Annotated in this window: 17 protein-coding genes; 5 read left to right on the forward strand and 12 right to left on the reverse strand. The window is 71.4% G+C overall.

The window, feature by feature from the left end:
* Nucleotides 1–1,168 (forward strand): hypothetical protein (locus tag AC08OP_RS06340; protein ID WP_476613327.1); only part of this gene is annotated, 1,168 nt, incomplete at its 5' end.
* Here AC08OP_RS06340 and AC08OP_RS06345 read toward each other — a convergent pair.
* The gene (locus AC08OP_RS06345) at nucleotides 1,076–2,101 is read right to left on the reverse strand and encodes a cation diffusion facilitator family transporter (protein ID WP_476613328.1); all 1,026 of its coding nucleotides are present in this window, start codon (nucleotides 2,099–2,101) and stop codon (nucleotides 1,076–1,078) included. The genes AC08OP_RS06340 and AC08OP_RS06345 overlap by 93 nt on opposite strands.
* A gap of 38 nt (nucleotides 2,102–2,139) precedes the next feature.
* A complete protein-coding gene (locus AC08OP_RS06350) occupies nucleotides 2,140–3,753 on the reverse strand; it encodes an ABC-F family ATP-binding cassette domain-containing protein (protein ID WP_476613329.1) in 1,614 nt (537 codons plus the stop codon).
* Nucleotides 3,754–4,211: 458 nt separating this feature from the next.
* Between AC08OP_RS06350 and rfbB the strand changes: the two genes are divergently transcribed.
* Nucleotides 4,212–5,216 (forward strand): dTDP-glucose 4,6-dehydratase, encoded by a 1,005-nt coding sequence (gene rfbB / locus AC08OP_RS06355; RefSeq protein ID WP_476613330.1) that lies wholly within the window; start codon nucleotides 4,212–4,214, stop codon nucleotides 5,214–5,216.
* A 40-nt stretch (nucleotides 5,217–5,256) separates the two neighbouring features.
* On the opposite strand, the gene glgA is transcribed toward rfbB, so the two are convergent.
* From glgA to AC08OP_RS06405, 10 genes are all read right to left on the reverse strand, one after another.
* Nucleotides 5,257–6,492: a glycogen synthase gene (gene glgA / locus AC08OP_RS06360; protein ID WP_476613331.1), complete on the reverse strand. Its 1,236-nt coding sequence runs from the start codon at nucleotides 6,490–6,492 to the stop codon at nucleotides 5,257–5,259.
* 65 nt (nucleotides 6,493–6,557) lie between these two features.
* On the reverse strand, nucleotides 6,558–7,796 hold the full coding sequence (gene glgC / locus AC08OP_RS06365) for a glucose-1-phosphate adenylyltransferase (protein WP_476613332.1): 1,239 nt from the start codon (nucleotides 7,794–7,796) through the stop codon (nucleotides 6,558–6,560).
* Nucleotides 7,797–8,070: 274 nt separating this feature from the next.
* Nucleotides 8,071–8,520, reverse strand: coding sequence for a metal-sulfur cluster assembly factor (locus tag AC08OP_RS06370; RefSeq protein ID WP_462186245.1), 450 nt, complete (start codon nucleotides 8,518–8,520; stop codon nucleotides 8,071–8,073).
* Entirely contained in the window at nucleotides 8,517–9,041 is a 525-nt protein-coding gene (gene sufU / locus AC08OP_RS06375; protein ID WP_462186244.1) for a Fe-S cluster assembly sulfur transfer protein SufU, read from the reverse strand. Before sufU ends, AC08OP_RS06370 begins: the two co-directional genes overlap by 4 nt.
* Entirely contained in the window at nucleotides 9,038–10,366 is a 1,329-nt protein-coding gene (locus AC08OP_RS06380; RefSeq protein WP_476613333.1) for a cysteine desulfurase, read from the reverse strand. Before AC08OP_RS06380 ends, sufU begins: the two co-directional genes overlap by 4 nt.
* Entirely contained in the window at nucleotides 10,363–11,157 is a 795-nt protein-coding gene (gene sufC, locus AC08OP_RS06385) for a Fe-S cluster assembly ATPase SufC (RefSeq protein WP_476613334.1), read from the reverse strand. The genes AC08OP_RS06380 and sufC overlap by 4 nt, the downstream gene beginning before the upstream one ends.
* A gap of 8 nt (nucleotides 11,158–11,165) precedes the next feature.
* Entirely contained in the window at nucleotides 11,166–11,558 is a 393-nt protein-coding gene (locus AC08OP_RS06390; RefSeq protein ID WP_462186241.1) for a non-heme iron oxygenase ferredoxin subunit, read from the reverse strand.
* Nucleotides 11,555–12,766, reverse strand: a complete 1,212-nt coding sequence (gene sufD, locus AC08OP_RS06395) for a Fe-S cluster assembly protein SufD (RefSeq protein ID WP_476600934.1) — start codon at nucleotides 12,764–12,766, stop codon at nucleotides 11,555–11,557. The genes AC08OP_RS06390 and sufD overlap by 4 nt, the downstream gene beginning before the upstream one ends.
* A complete protein-coding gene (sufB, locus tag AC08OP_RS06400; RefSeq protein ID WP_476613335.1) occupies nucleotides 12,766–14,178 on the reverse strand; it encodes a Fe-S cluster assembly protein SufB in 1,413 nt (470 codons plus the stop codon). The genes sufD and sufB overlap by 1 nt, the downstream gene beginning before the upstream one ends.
* On the reverse strand, nucleotides 14,175–15,044 hold the full coding sequence (locus AC08OP_RS06405) for a helix-turn-helix transcriptional regulator (RefSeq protein WP_476613336.1): 870 nt from the start codon (nucleotides 15,042–15,044) through the stop codon (nucleotides 14,175–14,177). The genes sufB and AC08OP_RS06405 overlap by 4 nt, the downstream gene beginning before the upstream one ends.
* Nucleotides 15,045–15,384: 340 nt before the next feature.
* Here AC08OP_RS06405 and AC08OP_RS06410 point away from each other — a divergent pair, with 340 nt between their 5' ends.
* From AC08OP_RS06410 to AC08OP_RS06420, 3 genes are all read left to right on the forward strand, one after another.
* Nucleotides 15,385–16,089, forward strand: a complete 705-nt coding sequence (locus AC08OP_RS06410) for a hypothetical protein (RefSeq protein WP_476613337.1) — start codon at nucleotides 15,385–15,387, stop codon at nucleotides 16,087–16,089.
* Between the two features lie 156 nt (nucleotides 16,090–16,245).
* Nucleotides 16,246–17,778 carry a glycerol kinase GlpK gene (glpK, locus tag AC08OP_RS06415; RefSeq protein WP_476613338.1) on the forward strand — a complete coding sequence of 511 codons (1,533 nt, stop codon included), beginning with the start codon at nucleotides 16,246–16,248 and terminating at the stop codon, nucleotides 17,776–17,778.
* Between the two features lie 210 nt (nucleotides 17,779–17,988).
* Nucleotides 17,989–18,531 (forward strand): helix-turn-helix domain-containing protein, encoded by a 543-nt coding sequence (locus AC08OP_RS06420; protein WP_476613339.1) that lies wholly within the window; start codon nucleotides 17,989–17,991, stop codon nucleotides 18,529–18,531.
* The last annotated feature ends 224 nt before the right edge of the window (nucleotides 18,532–18,755 follow it).

Consider the following 18,755-nt stretch of genomic DNA (forward strand, 5'->3'; position numbering starts at 1 on the left):
CACCCCGAACACCCTGAACACCCCGGCCACCCCGGCCACGGCGAACACCCCGGCCACGGCGACCGGCCCGGCGAACAGGCTGCCCTGGACCGCCCTGCTCGTCCTGGGCTACGTCGGATCGCTGGCGTGGAGCGGCACGCTCGCGCTGGTCGCACCCGGGGAGATCACGGCGGATCTTCGCATCCCGGCGGATCTCCTGGCGGCGGCGAAGGCCGTCGGTGACGATCCGCTCGGCTTCCTCGCCACCTACACCGCGACCACCGCGCACGCCGCGGCGGGGACCACGGCCGTCCTGCCGACCCATCCTCCGGGCCCCGTCCTGACCGTCTGGGTGCTCACCAGGGTGGGGATGCACGGTGCGGTCGCGATCGGGATACTGTTCACCGCCCTGGGCACGCTGGTCGTCCCCGCCGTCTCGATCGCGGTGCGCTCGTTGTGCCATGAGACGGCCGCCCGGCGCCTGGTCCCCGTCCTCGTCCTGGCCCCGTGGAGCGGATGGACGGCGGCGTCCCCGGACGCCGTCACGGCTACCCTGGCCGCCCTGGCCGTCGCGGTGGGGGTGGTCGGATGCGAACCGGGTCGGCGCTCGATGTGGTGGGCGCTGGCAAGCGGGCTGCTGCTCGGCCTCGCGGGGCTGTTCGGCTACGCCCCGGTATGGCTTGGCGTGGCGGTCGCCGCGGCCTACTTCGTCCGCCGTCGCCCGATCCTCAATGTCATGACCGGTCTGGGTGCGCTCCTGCCGCTGTGGCTCTTCTACGCGTGGGGTTTCTCCTGGCCCGACGGGCTGGCCCTGGCGAGCGCGCCACGGCCGGGGCTCGCCGGCACGCTGGCCTGGATCATCGTGGACCTGACCGTGGTCGTCCTCGTCTGCGGGCCGGTTCTCATCCGGGCGGCGCGCCGCCTGCGGCTGACCCCGGGCTGGCCACTGCTGGTGGGGGCCGGCGCGACGATGCTGTTCGCGACGGTCCTCGGGCTGGCCGATGGCGACGTCGAAGAGTCCTGGCTGCCGGTGTTCCCCTGGTTACTGGTGGCCGCGGTGGCGCCTCGTCCCCGACCGGAACTGCCCGGGGACAAGCTACGAGCGGGAAACCTGCCGGTGGTACTGATGTCCCTCGGCGCTCTGAGCGCGCTCGCGCTGCGGCTCTGCCTCGCCGACGGCACCGGCTGACGGATCCCGTCGTCGACCCGGCTCGTCGCGGAGGATGTCGGGCTCGAGGAAGATGCGCAGCGGAACCGCCACCGCGGCCCGCAGCGCCGCCTCCGCGCCGTTGATGGTGGCGGCCACCTCGGGCATCGCCAGTTCCGCCCCGATACCGATCTTGGCGGCGACGAGCAGCTCGTCCGGCCCGAGGTGCAGCGTGCGCAGGTGGATGACCGTGGCGACGCCCGGGGCGGCGGCGAGCGTGCCGCGGATGGTGGCAACCATTCCCGGGGCGGCGGCCTCGCCCACCAGCATGCCGTACGCCTCGGTCGCCACGAGGACGGCCACGATCAGCAGGAGCACGCCGATGGCCAGCGTTCCCGCGCCGTCCCAGATCGGGTCGTCGAGTGCCAGGGTCAGCCCGACCCCGAGCAACGCGAAGATCAGCCCCAGCTCGGCTGCCAGGTCCTCCAGCAGGACGATGGGCAGTTCCGGGGTCCGCGCCTCCCGGATGAACCGCCACCAGGACTGGTCGCCCTTCGTCTTCTTCGACTCGCGGATGGCGGTCGCGAAGGAGTACGACTCCAGCAGCACCGCGGTCAGCAGGACGACGACCGCGACCAGCCCGCTCTCCAGCTCATGCGGATGGCGCAGCTTCTCGACGCCCTCATACACCGAGAACAGCCCACCGACGCTGAACAACACGATCCCGACCAGGAAGCCGGCGATGTAACGCGCCCGCCCGTACCCGAAGGGATGCTCCTCGTCCGGCGGCTGGACGGAACGTTTCTGGCCGAGCAGGAGCAGGCCCTGGTTGCCGGAGTCGGCCACCGAGTGGATGGACTCGGCCAGCATCGACGACGACTGGGTGAACAGGAACGCGACGAACTTCGCCACCGCGATACCCAGATTGGCGATCAGTGCCGCCATGACCGCCTTGGTGCCGCCCTGCGTACTCACAAAGGTTCTCCATTCCGTTCCCGGGGCAGGGTTCCTGCTCAGGCCAGGGTGATGAGCTCGGCCAGATCGGGTGACCAGTTGTCCTCGACTCCGTCCGGCAGCATCAGGACCTTCTGCGGGTCGAGTGCCTCGACGGCCCCCGGGTCGTGGGTGACCAGGACGACCGAGCCCCGGTACGTGGCGAGCGCGGCAAGCACCTCGTCGCGCGAGGCGGGGTCGAGGTTGTTCGTCGGCTCGTCGAGCAGGAGGACGTTGGCGGAGCTGCAGACCAGTCCGGCGAGCGCGAGGCGGGTCTTCTCGCCGCCGGACAGGGTCTCGGCGCGCTGCTCCACGCTGTCTCCGCTGAACAGGAACGCGCCCAGGATGCGACGCAGCTCCACGTCCGACGCCCCCGGCGCGGCGGCCCGCATGTTGTCCAGCACCGAGCGGCTGGTGTCCAGCGTCTCGTGTTCCTGCGCGTAGTACCCGAGACGCAGACCGTGACCGGGATGCACCTGACCGACGTCGGGCGCCTCCTGGCCCGCCAGGATGCGCAGCAGCGTGGTCTTGCCGGCACCGTTCAGCCCGAGGACCACGACCCGCGAGCCGCGGTCGATCGCGAGGTCCACGCCGGTGAACACCTCCAGCGAGCCGTAGGACTTCGACAGTCCGGTGGCGGTCAACGGCGTGCGGCCGCACGGAGCCGGGTCCGGGAAGCGCAGCTTGGCCACCCGGTCGGCGACGCGCGCCTCGGCGAGCCCGGCCGCAAGCCGCTCGGCCCGCCGGTCCATCTGATGGGCGGCCCGCGCCTTGGTCGCCTTGGCGCGCATCTTGTCAGCCTGCGCCTTCAGCGAGTCGATCTTCTTCTCGGCATTGGCGCGTTCCCGGCGACGGCGGCGCTCATCCAGCTCGCGCTGGTTGAGATAGGTCTTCCAGTTCACGTTGTAGACGTCGAGGGTGGCCCGGTTGGCGTCGAGGTGGAAGACCTTGTTCACGCACTTGTCGAGCAGGTCGACGTCGTGGCTCACCACGATCAGGCCACCCGTGTGAGCGCGCAGGAAGTCCCGCAGCCATCCGATCGAGTCGGCGTCGAGGTGGTTCGTCGGCTCGTCGAGCAGCAGGGTCGCGTCGGCGTTGCCGGACCCGGCGAACAGGATACGGGCGAGTTCGACCCGCCGCCGCTGCCCACCGGACAGGGTGCCGATGGGCTGGGCGAGCACCCGGTCAGCCAGGCCCAGCGACGAGCAGATCCGGGCAGCCTCCGCCTCGGCGGCATAACCGCCGAGCGTCCCGAATCGCTCCTCCAGGCTGCCGTAGCGGCGGATCGCCGCGTCCCGCGCCGTGGTGTCGACCAGCTCGGCCATCTCCAGCTGCAGCTTCTCCATCTCGCGCAGGAGAACGTCGAGACCACGCGCCGACAGCACACGATCACGGGCAGTGTCGGCCAGATCGCCGGTACGCGGGTCCTGGGGGAGGTAACCCATCTCACCCCGGAGGTCGACGGTGCCGGCGAACGGCAGCCCCTCCCGGGCAAGCACCTTCAGCAACGTCGTCTTGCCGGCCCCGTTGCGCCCGACGAGACCGATCCGGTCGTTCGGCTGCACCCGGAAGGATACGGGCTCGATCAGAGTGCGGGCTCCGGCACGCAGTTCGAGCTCGGACACAATGATCATCGAGGTAGGGCCTCTTTCGGGCTTCCAGACAACGCCGGGCGAGCGTCAGAGCGTTACACCGGCGACGTCGGGTTGACACGGACAACGGCGGGGACCCCACCAGAGCACTGCGAACCGGGACGACCGAGGTCGGGCACGGGGTAGGTCGGGCACAGGGCGGATCGCGCACCGTGCCCACCAAAGACGGCACGGTCGGGCACGCGACGATCACGATACGACGATGCTCATGACCTCAAGAGTACGGGGGGCATAGGCCGCTGTGGCCGCCGGCTAGCCCTCGGGCAGGCCCGCCACGCGCCAGAGCGTAGGGTGCCCGTGCGCCCACGGTCACCCGCCGTCGTCCGGGTGGCCGCGCGCCGGCCAGGCCGGTGCCCGCCCGCCACGAGAACATGGATGACGTCCGTCCACCGCCCAGCCGCAGGCGTCGCCGCGCCTGCGCACCGATCGAAAGGCACACCATGTCGACGCTCCTCGTGACCGGAGCCGCCGGGTTCATCGGATCGAACTTCGTCCGCTACTGGCGGACGCGGCATCCGGGGGACACGGTCGTGGCGCTCGACGCCCTGACCTACGCCGGCTGCCGGGAGAACCTCGCCGACGTCGCGGACCGCGTCACGTTCGTCCACGGCGACATCCGTGACCAGGAGCTCGTCGAGTCGGTGCTGCGGGAGCACTCCGTGGACGTGGTGGTGAACTTCGCCGCCGAGTCGCACAACAGTCTGGCGATCATTCGCCCCGGCGAGTTCTTCGCGACGAACGTGATGGGTACCCAGGCCCTGCTCGAGGCGGCCCGCACGGTCGGGGTGGCCCGCTTCCACCAGATCTCCACCTGCGAGGTCTACGGCGACATGGACCTCAACGACCCCGGCGCCTTCACCGAGGACTCCCCCTACCTCCCCCGAACGCCCTACAACGCGGCGAAGGCCGGCGGGGACCACGCCGTACGCGCCTATGGCTTTACCTACAACCTCCCCGTGACGATCACCAACTGCTCGAACAACTACGGTCCCTACCAGTTCCCGGAGAAGGTCCTCCCCCTGTTCGTGACCCGGGCGCTGCAGGGCGAGTCGCTCCCGATGTACGCCTCCACCACGAACCGGCGCGAGTGGCTGCACGTGATGGACCACTGCCGGGCGATCGACGCGGTTCTGGACCGCGGGCGGCTCGGCGAGACCTACCACGTCGGATCCGGCGTCGAGGCGGACATCGAGACGATCGCCGACACGGTGCTCGCCGAGCTCGGTCTGCCCGCGTCGTTGAAGACGATCGTGCCCGACCGTCCCTCGCACGACCGCCGCTACCTGCTGGACTCCACCAAGCTGCGGACCGAGCTGGACTGGGCGCCGTTGATCGACTTCGCCGAGGGCATGCGGTCGACCATCGCCTGGTACAAGGAGAACGAAGCCTGGTGGCGTCCGCTGCTCGGTCGCTCCCCGGTCTCCGAAACGGCCTGGACGGGCTGACAGCCCCAGCCGAGCTGACAGCCCCAGCCGAACTGAGGCGTCAGCCGCCGGTCAGCGACGCGTACAGCCGGGCGGTGCGCTCGGCGATCGCAGCCCAGCCGAACTCGGTGACGGCCCGGTCCCGGCCCGCGTGGCCCATCGCGGCCGCCCGGACCGGGTCCGCGAGCACCTCGTTGACGGCCCCGGCCAGCGCGCCGGGGTCGTCGGGCGGCACCAGCAGACCGGTGACGCCGTCGTCGACGACCTCGGGAATGCCACCGACCCGGGAGGCGACGACCGCGGTGCCGCACGCCATCGCCTCCAGGTTGACGATGCCGAGCGGCTCGTAGACCGACGGGCAGACGAACACGGTGGCATGGCTGAGCAGCTGGATCACCTCCGGCTTCGTCAGCATCCCGGGCAGCCAGACCACGCCGTCGCGGCCGGCGCGCAGGCCCTCGACCAGGTCGGTGATCTCCGTGAACAGCGCAGGGGTGTCCGGGGCGCCGGCACAGAGCACGAGCTGCGCCCGGGGGTCGATCGCCGCCGCCGCCCGCAGCAGCACCGGCAGCCCCTTCTGCCGGGTGATCCGCCCCACAAAGATCACCGTCGGCCGGCCTGGGTCCACCCCGTGGCGTTCCAGCACGTCGGTCGCGGTGTCCGGACGGTACTCGTCGGTGTCGATGCCATTGCGGATGACGTGCACGCGGGCCGGATCGACCGCCGGGTAGGCATCGAGGATGTCCGCGCGCATGCCCGCGCTGACCGCGACCACGGCGGCCGCCGACTCGATCGCGACCCGCTCGCACCAGGACGACACCCGGTAGCCCCCGCCCAGCTGCTCGGCCTTCCAGGGACGCCGGGGCTCCAGCGAGTGCGAGGTCATCACGTGCGGGACGCCGCCGAGCAGCGCGGCGAGATGGCCACCGAGATTCGCGTACCAGGTGTGCGAGTGGATCACGTCCGCGCCGGCCGCCGCGGCGGCCATGGACAGGTCCATCGACACGGTCCGCAGCGCGTCGTTCGCGTCGGCGAGCGCGGCCCAGCTCCGGTGCGCCGCGACCGCGGCGACGCCCGGGGCACCCGCCCTCTCGACCACCGGTCGGTCGACGGCACCGGTCGACGGCACCGCACCCGCGGGCCCACCGCCCGGCGACCCACCGCCCGGCGCCGGCCCCTCGCGGTGGACGGTGAGGTCGACCAGCCGGGCGAGCTCCCGGCTCAGGTACTCGACGTGCACACCCGCCCCGCCGTAGACGTCCGGGGGGTACTCCCGGGTGAGCATGGCGACGCGCATGTGCGGTCTCTCCCAACGGTGCCGTGACGGGACGGGTGCGGGCGGATAGGGGGATGGCGGCCGGTTCAGTCGGCGATCGTGATGCCCTTGCCGACGACGGTGACGCCCTGCTCGCTCACGGTGTAGCCGCGGGCGCGGTCCCGGTCCTTGTCCACCCCGACCTGGGCGCCCGCCGGCACGTGCACGTTCTTGTCCAGGATGGCGTCGCGGACGACGGCCCCCCGGCCGACGACCACGTTGTCCAGGAGCACCGTGTGGTCGACCTCGGCCCAGGAGTTCACCCGCACTCCCGGGGACAGCACCGACGAGCGCACCGTGCCCCCGGAGATGATGACTCCGTTGCTGACGATGCTGTTCATGGCCGTGCCGGTGCGCTGCAGGCCATCGTGCACAAACTTCGCCGGTGGCAGCGAGGGGATGCTGGTGAGGATCGGCCACTCCCGGTTGTAGAGGTTGAACACCGGGTCGAGCGCGCACAGATCCATCTGCGCCTCGAAGTACGAGTCGACGGTGCCGACGTCGCGCCAGTAGCCGCGGTCACGCAGCGTCGTGCCCGGGACGACGTTGCCGGCGAAGTCGTACACCGCCGCCGCCCGCTGGGCCACGAGCATCGGGATGATGTTCCCGCCCATGTCGTGGACGCTGTCCTCGTCGGCGGCGTCCTTGCGCAGGGCGTCGATCAGCACGTCCGTCGAGAAGACGTAGTTGCCCATCGAGGCGAACGTCTCCTCGGGGCTGCCCGGCAGACCCGGCGGATCGGCGGGCTTCTCCAGGAACGCCTCGATCGTGCGGCCGTCGGGCGCCGTCTGGATAACCCCGAACTCCCGGCCCTCGGATCTCGGTACCCGCAGCCCGGCGACGGTGACGCCGGCTCCGCTGTCGAGATGCTGGGCGACCATCTGCCGCGGGTCCATCCGGTACACGTGGTCCGCGCCGAAGACCACGACGATGTCCGGGGCGTCGTCGTAGACGAGGTTCAGCGACTGGTGGATGGCGTCGGCGCTGCCGGCGAACCATCGCGGCCCCAGCCGCTGCTGCGCCGGCACCGGCGTGACGTAGTTGCCGAGCAGGTTGCTCATCCGCCACGTCGTCGTGATGTGCCGGTCGAGGCTGTGGCTCTTGTACTGGGTCAGGACCGCGATGCGCAGGTAGCCCGCGTTCACCAGGTTGGACAGCACGAAGTCAATCAGGCGGTACAGCCCACCGAAGGGGACGGCGGGCTTCGCCCGGTCCGCGGTCAGCGGCGCCAGCCGCCGTCCGGCACCCCCGGCCAGCACCAGACCGAGGACCCGCGGGCTCGGCACAGACAGGCTCCCGTCTTCCGGCTCGATCTCCGAACGACCGGCGGGGCCGGACACCACGTCACGATGCGGGAAGTCCCGCCGAAATGGGCCGATGACGACGCCGATCGCCTGGTTCCGACCCTACAAGCCTGGCGGGCGGACACGGGCGGAGTGAGCGGTGGTTGCTGGGTAGCCAGCCGTATGTTGCGTGAACCCCACCGGTTGTTCATCCGGTGGGCCGAGGGTGGACGGCAGCCCGAGGGCGGGCGGCCCGGCAGCCGGCGGCCGGCGGCCGTCAGACGTTGAAGCCGAGCGCGCGCAGCTGCTCGCGACCGTCGTCGGTGATCTTGTCCGGTCCCCACGGCGGCATCCAGACCCAGTTGATGGTCACATCCGCGGCCAGCCCGTCCGGGCCATCGACCAGGGCGGAGCGGGTCTGGTCCTCGATGACGTCGGTGAGCGGGCAGGCCGCCGAGGTCAGCGTCATGTCGAGGGTGACGGTGTTGTCGTCGGCGACGTGGATGCCGTAGACGAGGCCGAGGTCGACAACGTTGATGCCGAGCTCGGGGTCGACGACGTCGCGCATCGCCTCCTCGATGTCCTCGAAGCTGGCGAGCTCCGGCGGGGCGCCCGGTCCCGTCGGGTCCGGGTCCAGCAGCGGCTTCGGGACCCCGGCGGGCTGGTCCGCCGCCTCGGCGGTTTCTCCCGTCTCGGTCGAGCGCGTCTCGGTCACCGTCTCGCTCATGGCTTCTCCTGCTCGGGTACGTCGAGGGGGGCGACGCGGGGGAACGCGACAGAGGTGGATGCGGCGGCACCGGCCCCGGCGACGCTCGGATCCATCGCCTTGGCGGTCGCGTCCTTCCACGCCATCCAGGACAGCAGGGCACATTTCACCCGGGCGGGGTACTTGGAGACGCCGGCGAACGCCACGGCGTCCTCCAGCACGTCCTCGTCACCCTCGACGGTGCCCCGCGACTGCATCAGCGCCAGGAACTCGCGTTCGAGCTTCAGCGCCGCGTCGACCGGCTTGCCGATCACGAGATCACTCATGACGCTCGCCGACGCCTGACTGATCGAACAGCCCTCGCTCTCGTAGGAGACGTCCTCGACGACCCCGTCCGAGACCTTCACCCGCAGGGTCACCTCGTCGCCGCAGGTCGGGTTGACGTGGTGCACCTCGGCGTCGAAGGGATCCCGCAGCCCCCGGTGGAGCGGGTTGCGGTAGTGGTCCAGGATGATCTCCTGGTACATGGAGTCGAGTTTCACCTCAGAAAGAACCTCCGGACCCCGTGCAGTCCTTCCACCAGGGCGTCGACCTCACCGGTCGTCGTGTAAAGGTGGAATGACGCGCGGGTCGTCGCAGGTACCCCGAACCGCAGGCAGACCGGCCGGGCGCAGTGGTGCCCGACCCGCACGGCGATGCCGCGCTCGTCGAGGATCTGTCCGACGTCGTGGGGATGGATCGGCCGGCCGTCGTCCTCGTGCAGCACGAAGGAGATCGCCCCGCCGCGGGCGTCCGCCGTCGGCGGACCGATGATCCGCAACCCCGGCACCTCGGCGAAGGCGTCCAGCGCGTAGGCTGTCACCGCGTGCTCGTGCTCGGCGACAGCCGGCATGCCGAGCGCGGTCAGGTAGTCGATGGCCGCGCCGAGCCCGACCACCTGGGCGATCATCGGGGTGCCGGCCTCGAACCGGTGCGGCGGCGCCGCGTAGGTCGAACCCTCCATGGTGACAAGCTCGATCATCTCGCCGCCGCCGAGGAAGGGCGGCATGACCTCGAGCAGCTCGTAGCGCCCCCAGAGCACCCCGACCCCGGTGGGCGCGCACATCTTGTGCCCGGTGAAGGCCAGGAAGTCCACCCCGAGATCGGTGACGTCGACCGGGTTGTGCGGCACCGACTGGGAGCCGTCCAGCACGGTCAGCGCGCCGACCTCGCGGGCCCGCGCCACCACCTGCGCGACCGGGTTGATCGTGCCGAGAATGTTCGACTGGTGGACGAAGGCGACGACCTTCGCCCGCTCGGTGATGATTGCATCGAGGTTGCTCAGGTCGAGCCGGCCGTCGTCGGTCAGCCCGATCCAGCGCAGCGTCGCCCCGGTGCGCCGGGCCAGCATCTGCCACGGCACGAGGTTGGAGTGATGCTCCATCTCGGTGACGACGATCTCATCACCCGGGCCGACCCGGAACCGCTCCGCCTCGGCGCCGGCGGCCCCGGCGTTGCTCATCGCGTAGGCGACGAGGTTCAGCGCCTCCGAGGAGTTCTTGGTGAACACCACCTCCCGGCGGTCGCCCGCCCCGATGAAGGCGGCGACCTTGTCCCGGGAGGCCTCGTACAGCCCGGTGGCCTCCTCGGCCAGCACGTGGAGGCCGCGGTGCACGTTGGCGTTGTGCAGCTCGTAGTAGGTCCGCTCGGCGTCGAGCACCGCCAGCGGCTTCTGCGAGGTGGCGGCGCTGTCGAGGTAGACCAGCGGCCGGTCGTCGTGCACCGTGCGGGCCAGGGCGGGGAAGTCCCGGCGGACCTGCTCGACGTCGAACCCGCCAACGAGCCGGGGTCCGGGCCCCAGGCGCACGGCCGCGTCGGTCAGCGTCATGACACCGCTCCCGCGCCGGCCGGCGTGGCCGCGCCGCCACCCTTGGCGTAGCGGTCGTAGCCGGACTCCTCCAGCACGGCGGCCAGTTCCGGGCCGCCCTCGTCGACGATCCGCCCCGCCGCCATGACGTGGACGAACTCGGGACGGATGTAGCGCAGGATGCGGGTGTAGTGGGTGATGAGCAGGATGCCCGTCTCCCCCTTGGCCCGCACCGACTCGATGCCTCCGGAGACGATGCGCAGCGCGTCGACGTCGAGGCCGGAGTCGGTCTCGTCCAGCACGGCGATCCTCGGCTTGAGCAACGCCATCTGCAGGATCTCGTGACGCTTCTTCTCGCCGCCGGAGAAGCCCTCGTTGACGTTGCGCTCGGCGAACGCCGGGTCCATCTCGAGCGCGGCCATGGAGGTCTTGACCTCCTTGACCCAGGTCCGCAGCTTCGGCGCCTCGCCGCGCACGGCCGTGACCGAGGAGCGCAGGAAGTTCGACACCGAGACCCCGGGGATCTCCACCGGGTACTGCATCGCCAGGAAGATCCCGGCCCGGGCCCGGGCGTCGACGCTCATCGCGAGGACGTCCTCGCCGTCGAGCGTGATGCTGCCCTCGGTGACCGTGTACTTGGGATGGCCCGCGATCGCATAGGACAGCGTCGACTTGCCCGACCCGTTCGGCCCCATGATCGCGTGCGTCTCGCCTTTGCGGACGGTCAGGTCCACCCCGCGCAGGATCTCGCGCGTGCCCTCGCCGTCCGTCTCCACCGAGACATGCAGATTGCGGATCTCCAGTGTGGACACCGCTGCCGTCACCCTCGTTCCGGGTTCGAATGTGTAACGTTTGGATGGGTAACGTCGACGAGCACGTCGTCGCCGTCGACGGTCACTGCGTACGTGGGCACCGGCTCAATCGCCGGCAGGCTCAGCGGGACGCCGCTGGCCAGGTCGAACTGGGACCCGTGCAGCCAGCACTCGATCTTGCCGTCCTCGGCCTCGCCCTGGGAGAGCATCACGTCGGCGTGCGAGCACTCGTCGCGCACGGCGTAAACCGCCCCGCCCGACCGCACCACGCACACCGGCACACCCTCGATCTCGGTGCCGATCGCGCTGCCCTCGGCGAGGTCCGCGGCGGCACACACCCGGTGCCACCGCGGGGCGACCGAGGAGCCGCCCGCGGCAGAACCGCCGGTCGCGGTCGTCATCCGCCCACCTCCGCCGACAGCTCGCCGGCGACCTTGGTCATGATGCGCTCCCGCAGCTCCGGCACGTCGATCCGGTCGATGATCTCGGCGAAGAAGCCGTGCACCACGAGCCGGCGGGCCTCCTCGGGCGAGATCCCCCGCGACTGCAGGTAGAACAGCGCCTCGTCATCGAACCGGCCGGTGGCGCTGGCGTGACCGGCACCGGCGACCTCACCGGTGAGGATCTCCAGGTTCGGGACCGAGTCGGCCCGCGCGCCGTCGGTGAGCACGAGATTGCGGTTGAGCTCGTAGGTGTCCGTGCCCACGGCGTCGGCGCCGATGAGGACGTCGCCGATCCACACCGCGTGGGCGGCGTCCCCGCGCAGCGCGCCCTTGTAGGTGACCCGGCTGCGGCAGGAACGCGGCTCGTGCGTGACGAGCAGCCGGTGCTCCTGGTGCTGGCCGGCGTCGGTGAAGAACACGCCGTAGAGCTCGGCGTCGCCGCCAGGCCCGCGGTAGTCCACGGTCGGGTTGAGGCGCACCAGGTCACCGCCGAGGGTGATGGTGAACGAGCGCAGCCGGGCGTCGCGCCCCAGCGAGTAGGCGTGCGCGCCGAGGTGCACGGCGTCGTCGTCCCAGTCCTGCAGGGTGATGAAGGTGAGCGAGGCGCCGTGCCCCACGTACACCTCGACGTTGCCGGCGTAGGTGGCGCTGCCGGTATGGTCGAGCACCACGGTGGCGGACGCGAACGGGCCCACCTCGACGAGGACGTGACCGTAGGCCACCCCGCCCGGGGAGCCGCGCCGCCCGCCGTCGCCGCTCGTCGCGACGAACCCGGCCGGGGACCTGGGGCTCTCACCGTGCAGGTGCACGACCACCGGCTCGGTGAGCGCGGCCTCGGCCGGGACGGTGACGGCGAGCGCGCCCGCCGACCGGGTCAGGGCGAAGGCAGCCACCCGATCGGCCGGGGTCAGCACCCGGCCGATCCGGGCGTCGCCGACGGCGAGCTGCTCCACCTCGACCCCCGCGGGCGCCGTGACCGACACGGAGACCTTGCCGTCGGCCTCGGGGCCGGTCGGCAGTCCGCGCAGCCGGCGCAGCGGGGTGAACCGCCACGCCTCCTCGCGTCCGGTGGGCACGGCGTGGTCGAGCGGGTTACGGGACCGTACGGGACGGGGTACGGCACCGGAGGCGGCCGGGGGCCGACCGGTGGCGTCGATGACGACCATCAGCCGACCGCACCTTCCATCTGCAGCTCGATGAGGCGGTTGAGCTCGAGGGCGTACTCCATGGGCAGCTCCCGGGCGATCGGCTCGACGAAGCCACGCACGACCATCGCCATCGCCTCTTCCTCGGACAGGCCCCGGCTCATCAGGTAGAACAGCTGGTCCTCGCCGACCTTGGAGACGCTCGCCTCGTGCCCGATGGAGGCGTCGTCCTCGCGCACGTCGACGTAGGGGTAGGTGTCCGAGCGGCTCACCGTGTCGACGAGCAACGCGTCGCACTTGACCGTCGACCGGGAGGCCGACGAGCCCTCGTTGATCTGGACGAGCCCGCGGTAGGACGTCCGCCCGCCGCCGCGGGCCACCGACTTGGAGACGATCGTCGAGGAGGTGCGGGGCGCGGCGTGCACCATCTTCGCGCCCGCGTCCTGGTGCTGACCGGCACCGGCGAAGGCGATGGAGAGCACCTCGCCCGTGGCGTGCTCGCCGAGCAGCCACACGGCCGGGTACTTCATCGTCACCTTGGAACCGATGTTGCCATCGATCCACTCCATGGTGCCGCCCTCGTGGCAGGCGGCGCGCTTGGTGACCAGGTTGTAGACGTTGTTCGACCAGTTCTGGATGGTCGTGTACCGGCAGCGCGCGTTCTTCTTCACGACGATCTCGACGACCGCCGAGTGCAACGAGTCCGACGAGTAGACCGGCGCCGTGCAGCCCTCGACGTAGTGCACGTAGGCGCCCTCGTCGACGATGATCAGCGTCCGCTCGAACTGGCCCATGTTCTCGGTGTTGATCCGGAAGTAGGCCTGCAGCGGGATCTCGACCCGCACGCCCGGCGGCACATAGATGAAGGATCCGCCCGACCACACCGCCGTGTTCAGCGCGGCGAACTTGTTGTCCCCGACCGGGATCACCGAGCCGAAGTACTCCTGGAACAGCTCCGGGTGCTCACGCAGCCCGGAGTCGGTGTCCAGGAAGATGACACCCTGCTCCTCGAGGTCCTCACGGATCTTGTGGTAAACGACCTCGGACTCGTACTGTGCGGCGACCCCGGCGATGAGGCGCTGCTTCTCCGCCTCGGGGATGCCGAGGCGGTCGTAGGTCGCCCGGATGTCCTCGGGCAGGTCCTCCCACTCCTCGGCCTGCTTCTCGGTGGAGCGGACGAAGTACTTGATGTTGTCGAAGTCGATGCCCGACAGGTCGGCACCCCAGGTCGGCATGGGCTTGCGCTCGAACAGCCGCAGCCCCTTGAGGCGCAGGTCGGTCATCCACGACGGCTCGGACTTCTTGGCCGAGATGCCGCGGACAACCGCCTCGGACAGGCCGCGCTCCACGTCGGCGGCGTAGGCGTCGGTGTCAGCCCATCCGAACCGATAGGAACCAAGGCCTTCCAGGGCGGTCTCGGCAGAGGTGGTCATAGGGCGGAACCCTCCGAAGACGAGAATGGTGGACAGGCCAGGGACGCGGGCCGGGCCGGGCCGGATCCGGCCACGGCGGAATCAGGCAGCACCCGAGCGGAGCCGTCCTTCCCGGGCCCGTTCTGGTCGGGCCCGGTCCGATCGGACCGAGCACGCGAAGCCGTGCCCGCGGCGGGGTGGCTCACGGCGGGGTGGCTCGCGGGGATCTGACCCGCGGGGATGTGAGTCGTGCAGACGCCGTCGCCGTGCGCGATCGTCGCCAGGCGCTGCACGTGGGTGTCGAGCACGCGGGCCAGCACCGCGGTCTCGGCGTCGCACAACGCCGGGAAACGCTCCGCGACGAACTGGACCGGGCAGTGGTGCTGGCAGATCTGCAGACCGGTGGGCAGCGCGGAGACGCTCGCGGTGTACCCGGCGGCGGTCATCGCCTCGGCGAGCACCGCCGGACGATCCGCCGGCTCCGCCGCCACGACCGCCTCGCGCACCCGCCGCTCCAGGTCGACGGCGCGGGTGTCGGCAAACTGAGTGACCGCGCTCGCGCCACCCACCTCGGCCAGGAAGCGCAGCGCACCGGCCGCGAGATCGGAGTAGGCGCTGGGACCGGCATGATGGCCGGCCTCGGTGAGCGCGTAACGCCGGGCCGGGCGTCCCCGGCCACGCGGCCCCCGGGACCGGCTCTCCGTGGGCGTGATGATGCCATCCGCGACCATGGCATCGAGATGCCTGCGGATAGCCGCCGGGGAGACCCCGAGCTGACGGGACAGCTCAGCCGCCGTGGCCGAGCCGCCCTCCAGGAGCAGACGCACGACCCGGTCGCGGGTACGGCCGTCCGCCGTCCCGCTCGCCCCGTCGTGGTCGTATTTCACAACACCAGTGTGCCCTATTTCCCGGACGCGGTCGAACCGGGGTCGCCGGAACGACAGCCCAACGGGGCAATCTTCGTCACAGCAATGACGCAGATCACACTCGCCGGACGTGATCACACAACGGATACCCACGGGCCGTACCCGACCGGCGACCACGGGCGGCGGAATGCCAGACTTGCGCCCACTGCCGTACCTGCGCGCCCACCCGGGCGCGCACCCCGGGTCGGCACATCGGATGGGCACACCAGCGGGCCGGCGGTCGCGGCACGCGGCCGCGGCACGCGGCCGCGCCCGGCCACCACCGACCCGGAGACGATCTCAGGCGGGAGGCGACGGGCGGATGCGGTCACAACTGTGGCGCGGCGGAGTCCGGCGGGCGCTGCTCTCCCTCGGGCTGACTCTCCTGCTCGCGGCCTCGGCGGCCTGTAGCGGCGACGGGGAGAAGAGCAACGGGCTGGAGAAGCTGCCGGCCGGCGAGGTCGGCACGCGCACCCTGAAGGCGTTGCGCGCCGCGACCGGCGTCCACGTCGTCGGCACCGAGGCCGACCCGCACTCGGACGCCCCCGCCCGTTACGACCTGGTGATGTCCGGCACGGTCACCCGTGGCACCATCGACGAGTACGATCAGCGGACCCAGATCATCAAGATCAAAGACGACACCTACGTCCACCGCGGCCGCGCCTACTACGAGGGGACCGGTGACGCCGCGGCCGGAAGCCTCCTCGCCGACCGCTGGGTCCGCCTGGCCCCCGCCGACGCCGCGAAGTACAGCTACTTCACCCTCGACCGGCTCGCCGCGTCACTGACCAGCTACGTCGTCGGGCTGTCCGGCCCGGTGCGAACCGAGAAGCTGGCCGGCACCCAGGCCGTCCGGGCCGCGAGCCCCGACGGAACGGCCTTCTGGGCGGCCAACACCGGACCCGGGTACCCGTTGAAGGTGGTCGTCGCCGGCCGCTCCACCAAGGAGATCACCTTCGACGATTACGGGACGCCCGCAGCCGGCACCCCGCCCGGCGACGTCGTCGACCTGTCCAACCTCGGCTGAGCCGCCGTTCCCGGCACGCCGGGCCCGCCTCACCTCTCCCCTATCTATACCTTTCTATCTATCCTTCCTTCCCCGCATCCTTCTCCTCACCGTGCACCGCTCCCCTACCATGCGTCCCTTACCATGCGTCAGCGGCCCGTGGGCGGGAGGAACGAGATGAGCGTGCCGGCACGCGGATCCCTGGTGGCGGCGGTCGACCAGGGGACCACCGGGACCACGGTCTGCCTGCTCAACCGGGACGGGGTGGTCGTCGGCCGCGGCTACACCGGGATCCGGCCCCGGTTCCCCCGGCCGGGCTGGGTCGAGCAGGATCCGGACGAGCTCTGGCGCAGCGTCGTCGACACCGTCGCCGCGGCGCTGGCCGGCTGCGGCCGCCGGGCCGGGGAGCTCGCCGCCCTCGGCATCACCAACCAGCGCGAGACCACCGTGCTGTGGGACCGACGGACCTCCGCCCCGGTCCACCCGGCCATCGGGTGGCAGGACCGGCGGACGGCCGCGGTCTGCGAACGCCTCACCGCCGAGGGGCACGCGGGTGCGGTGGGGGAACGCACCGGGCTGGTGCTCGACCCCTACTTCTCCGGCACCAAGATCGGCTGGATCCTGGACGACGACCCCGGGCTGCGCCGGCGCGCCGGCCGGGGGGAGATCGCCTTCGGCACCGTCGATTCCTGGCTGGTCTGGAAGCTGACCGCCGGGGCCGCGCACGTCACCGACGTCACGAACGCCTCCCGCACCCTGCTGCTCGACCTCGCCGCCGCGAGCTGGTCCCCGGAGATGCTCGATCTGCTGGGCGTTCCCGCCGAGGTGCTGCCCGCTGTCGCGCCGAGCTCGCGGGTCTACGCCGAGACCGATCCGGACGCCTTCCTCGGCGTGCGGATCCCGGTGGCGGCCGTGATCGGCGACCAGCAGGCCGCTCTGTTCGCCCAGGGCTGCTTCGAACCCGGCCAGGCCAAGAACACCTACGGCACCGGTTCCTTCGTACTGGTGAACACCGGCTCGGCCCTGCCGGCGCCGCAGTCGACGCTGCTGCGGACCGCGGCGTTCCAGCTCGACGGCGAACCGGTGCGGTACGCGCTGGAGGGGGCGGTCCTGTCCACCGGTGCCGCCGTCGACTGGCTGCGGGACTCCCTGGGGATCATCCGGGATGCCGCCGAGACCGCCGACCTGGCCGCCTCCCTGACCGGCAACGACGGCGTCTACTTCGTCCCGGCGCTCGCCGGCCTCGGCGCCCCTCACTGGGATCCCCGCGCCCGCGGCGCACTGCTCGGGATCACCCGGGGGACCACCCGGGCGCACGTCGTCCGCGCGGTGCTCGAGGGCATCGCCTACCGCACCCGGGACGTCGTCGAGGCGATGGGTGCCGCGGGCTTCCCGGTGCGCGAGCTGCGGGCCGACGGCGGGGCCGCCCGCAACCGCTGGCTCATGCAGTTCCAGGCCGACCTGCTCGGCGTCGAGCTCGACGTCCCGGACAACATCGAGACGACCGCGCTCGGTTCGGCCTACCTCGCGGGGCTCGCGACCGGGTTCTTCGCCGACCGCGAGGAGCTCGCCGGGCATCGGCGCAGCGCCGAGCGGTACCGGCCGAGGCTGTCCCGGGCCGAACGGGACCGGTCCTACCGGCGATGGCTGCGCGCCGTGGACCGGGCCCGGGACTGGGCCAAGGACGCCGACGACGCCGACCGGGACTGACCGGCCGACCGGGCTGACGGGGCTGGCGCGGCCGGAAAAACAAAAACACTGTCGCGATTCCCGGATTGCGCCCCGCGACCGCGGGACCACGCCAGGGCCACGTTCCCTCGCGGCTTCTTGGTCGAACCGGCTGCCAGACGGACCGAGGCCTGACAATCTGTCACAGGGGGCGGTTGGCGTCTCCTGTCGACCTTGACCCGGACGGAGACCGTGACCGAGGCGGACTACGCCCTGGAGCTCGGCCGCCGGCTTCGCGCGGCGCGCAACCGGCGTGGCTTGTCGCTGCTGGACGTCCAGGAGCGCACGCATGGCCGGTGGACTGCCGGGACCCTGGGCGCCTACGAGCGAGGCTCTCGGACCCTACGCGTGCATCGACTGGTCGAGCTCGCCGAGCTGTACGACGTTCCCGCGACGCTGCTGGTACCGCCGGCCGCCGATCGCCGCGAGACCGACCATCTGCCGCCGCTGGTCATCGACCTGCGCCGGCTGCGCAAGCTGCCCCCGACCCGCACCGGACCGCTGCGGCGCTGGATCGCCATCGTGCAGGTCCTGCGGTCGGACAGTTCACGCGACGTCCTGCGGCTGCGTCGCTCCGACCTGCAGTCCTTGTCCCGGCTCTACAGCACCACGCCGGCGATGCTGTACGAGCGGCTGGGCGCCTGGGGGGCGTTGGTAGAGCCGGGCGAGCCGGTGGCGGTCGGCGGGCGCCGCCGGGCACTGCCCGTCCGCCCGCCGCAGCAGCAACGGGGCTAGCAACGGGGCTGGGTCGCGGCCGCCCGGTGGTGCCCGTTCCACCCGGCCGAAGCCTCGTGCCGGGGGCGGACCGGCCCTCCGCCCGACCCGCGATGTCCGTAGGATCGCAAGGTGGCCGAGATCCTGGCAGTCAGTGTCACGGACCTCGTGAAGACGTATTCCTCGCGGTCCGCTTCCCCGCGTTCCAGTCGTCGTCCTCACGAGTCCGGGCGGCGGACCCACAC

The sequence above is a fragment of the Frankia sp. CeRuru1 genome, from assembly GCF_977966315.1.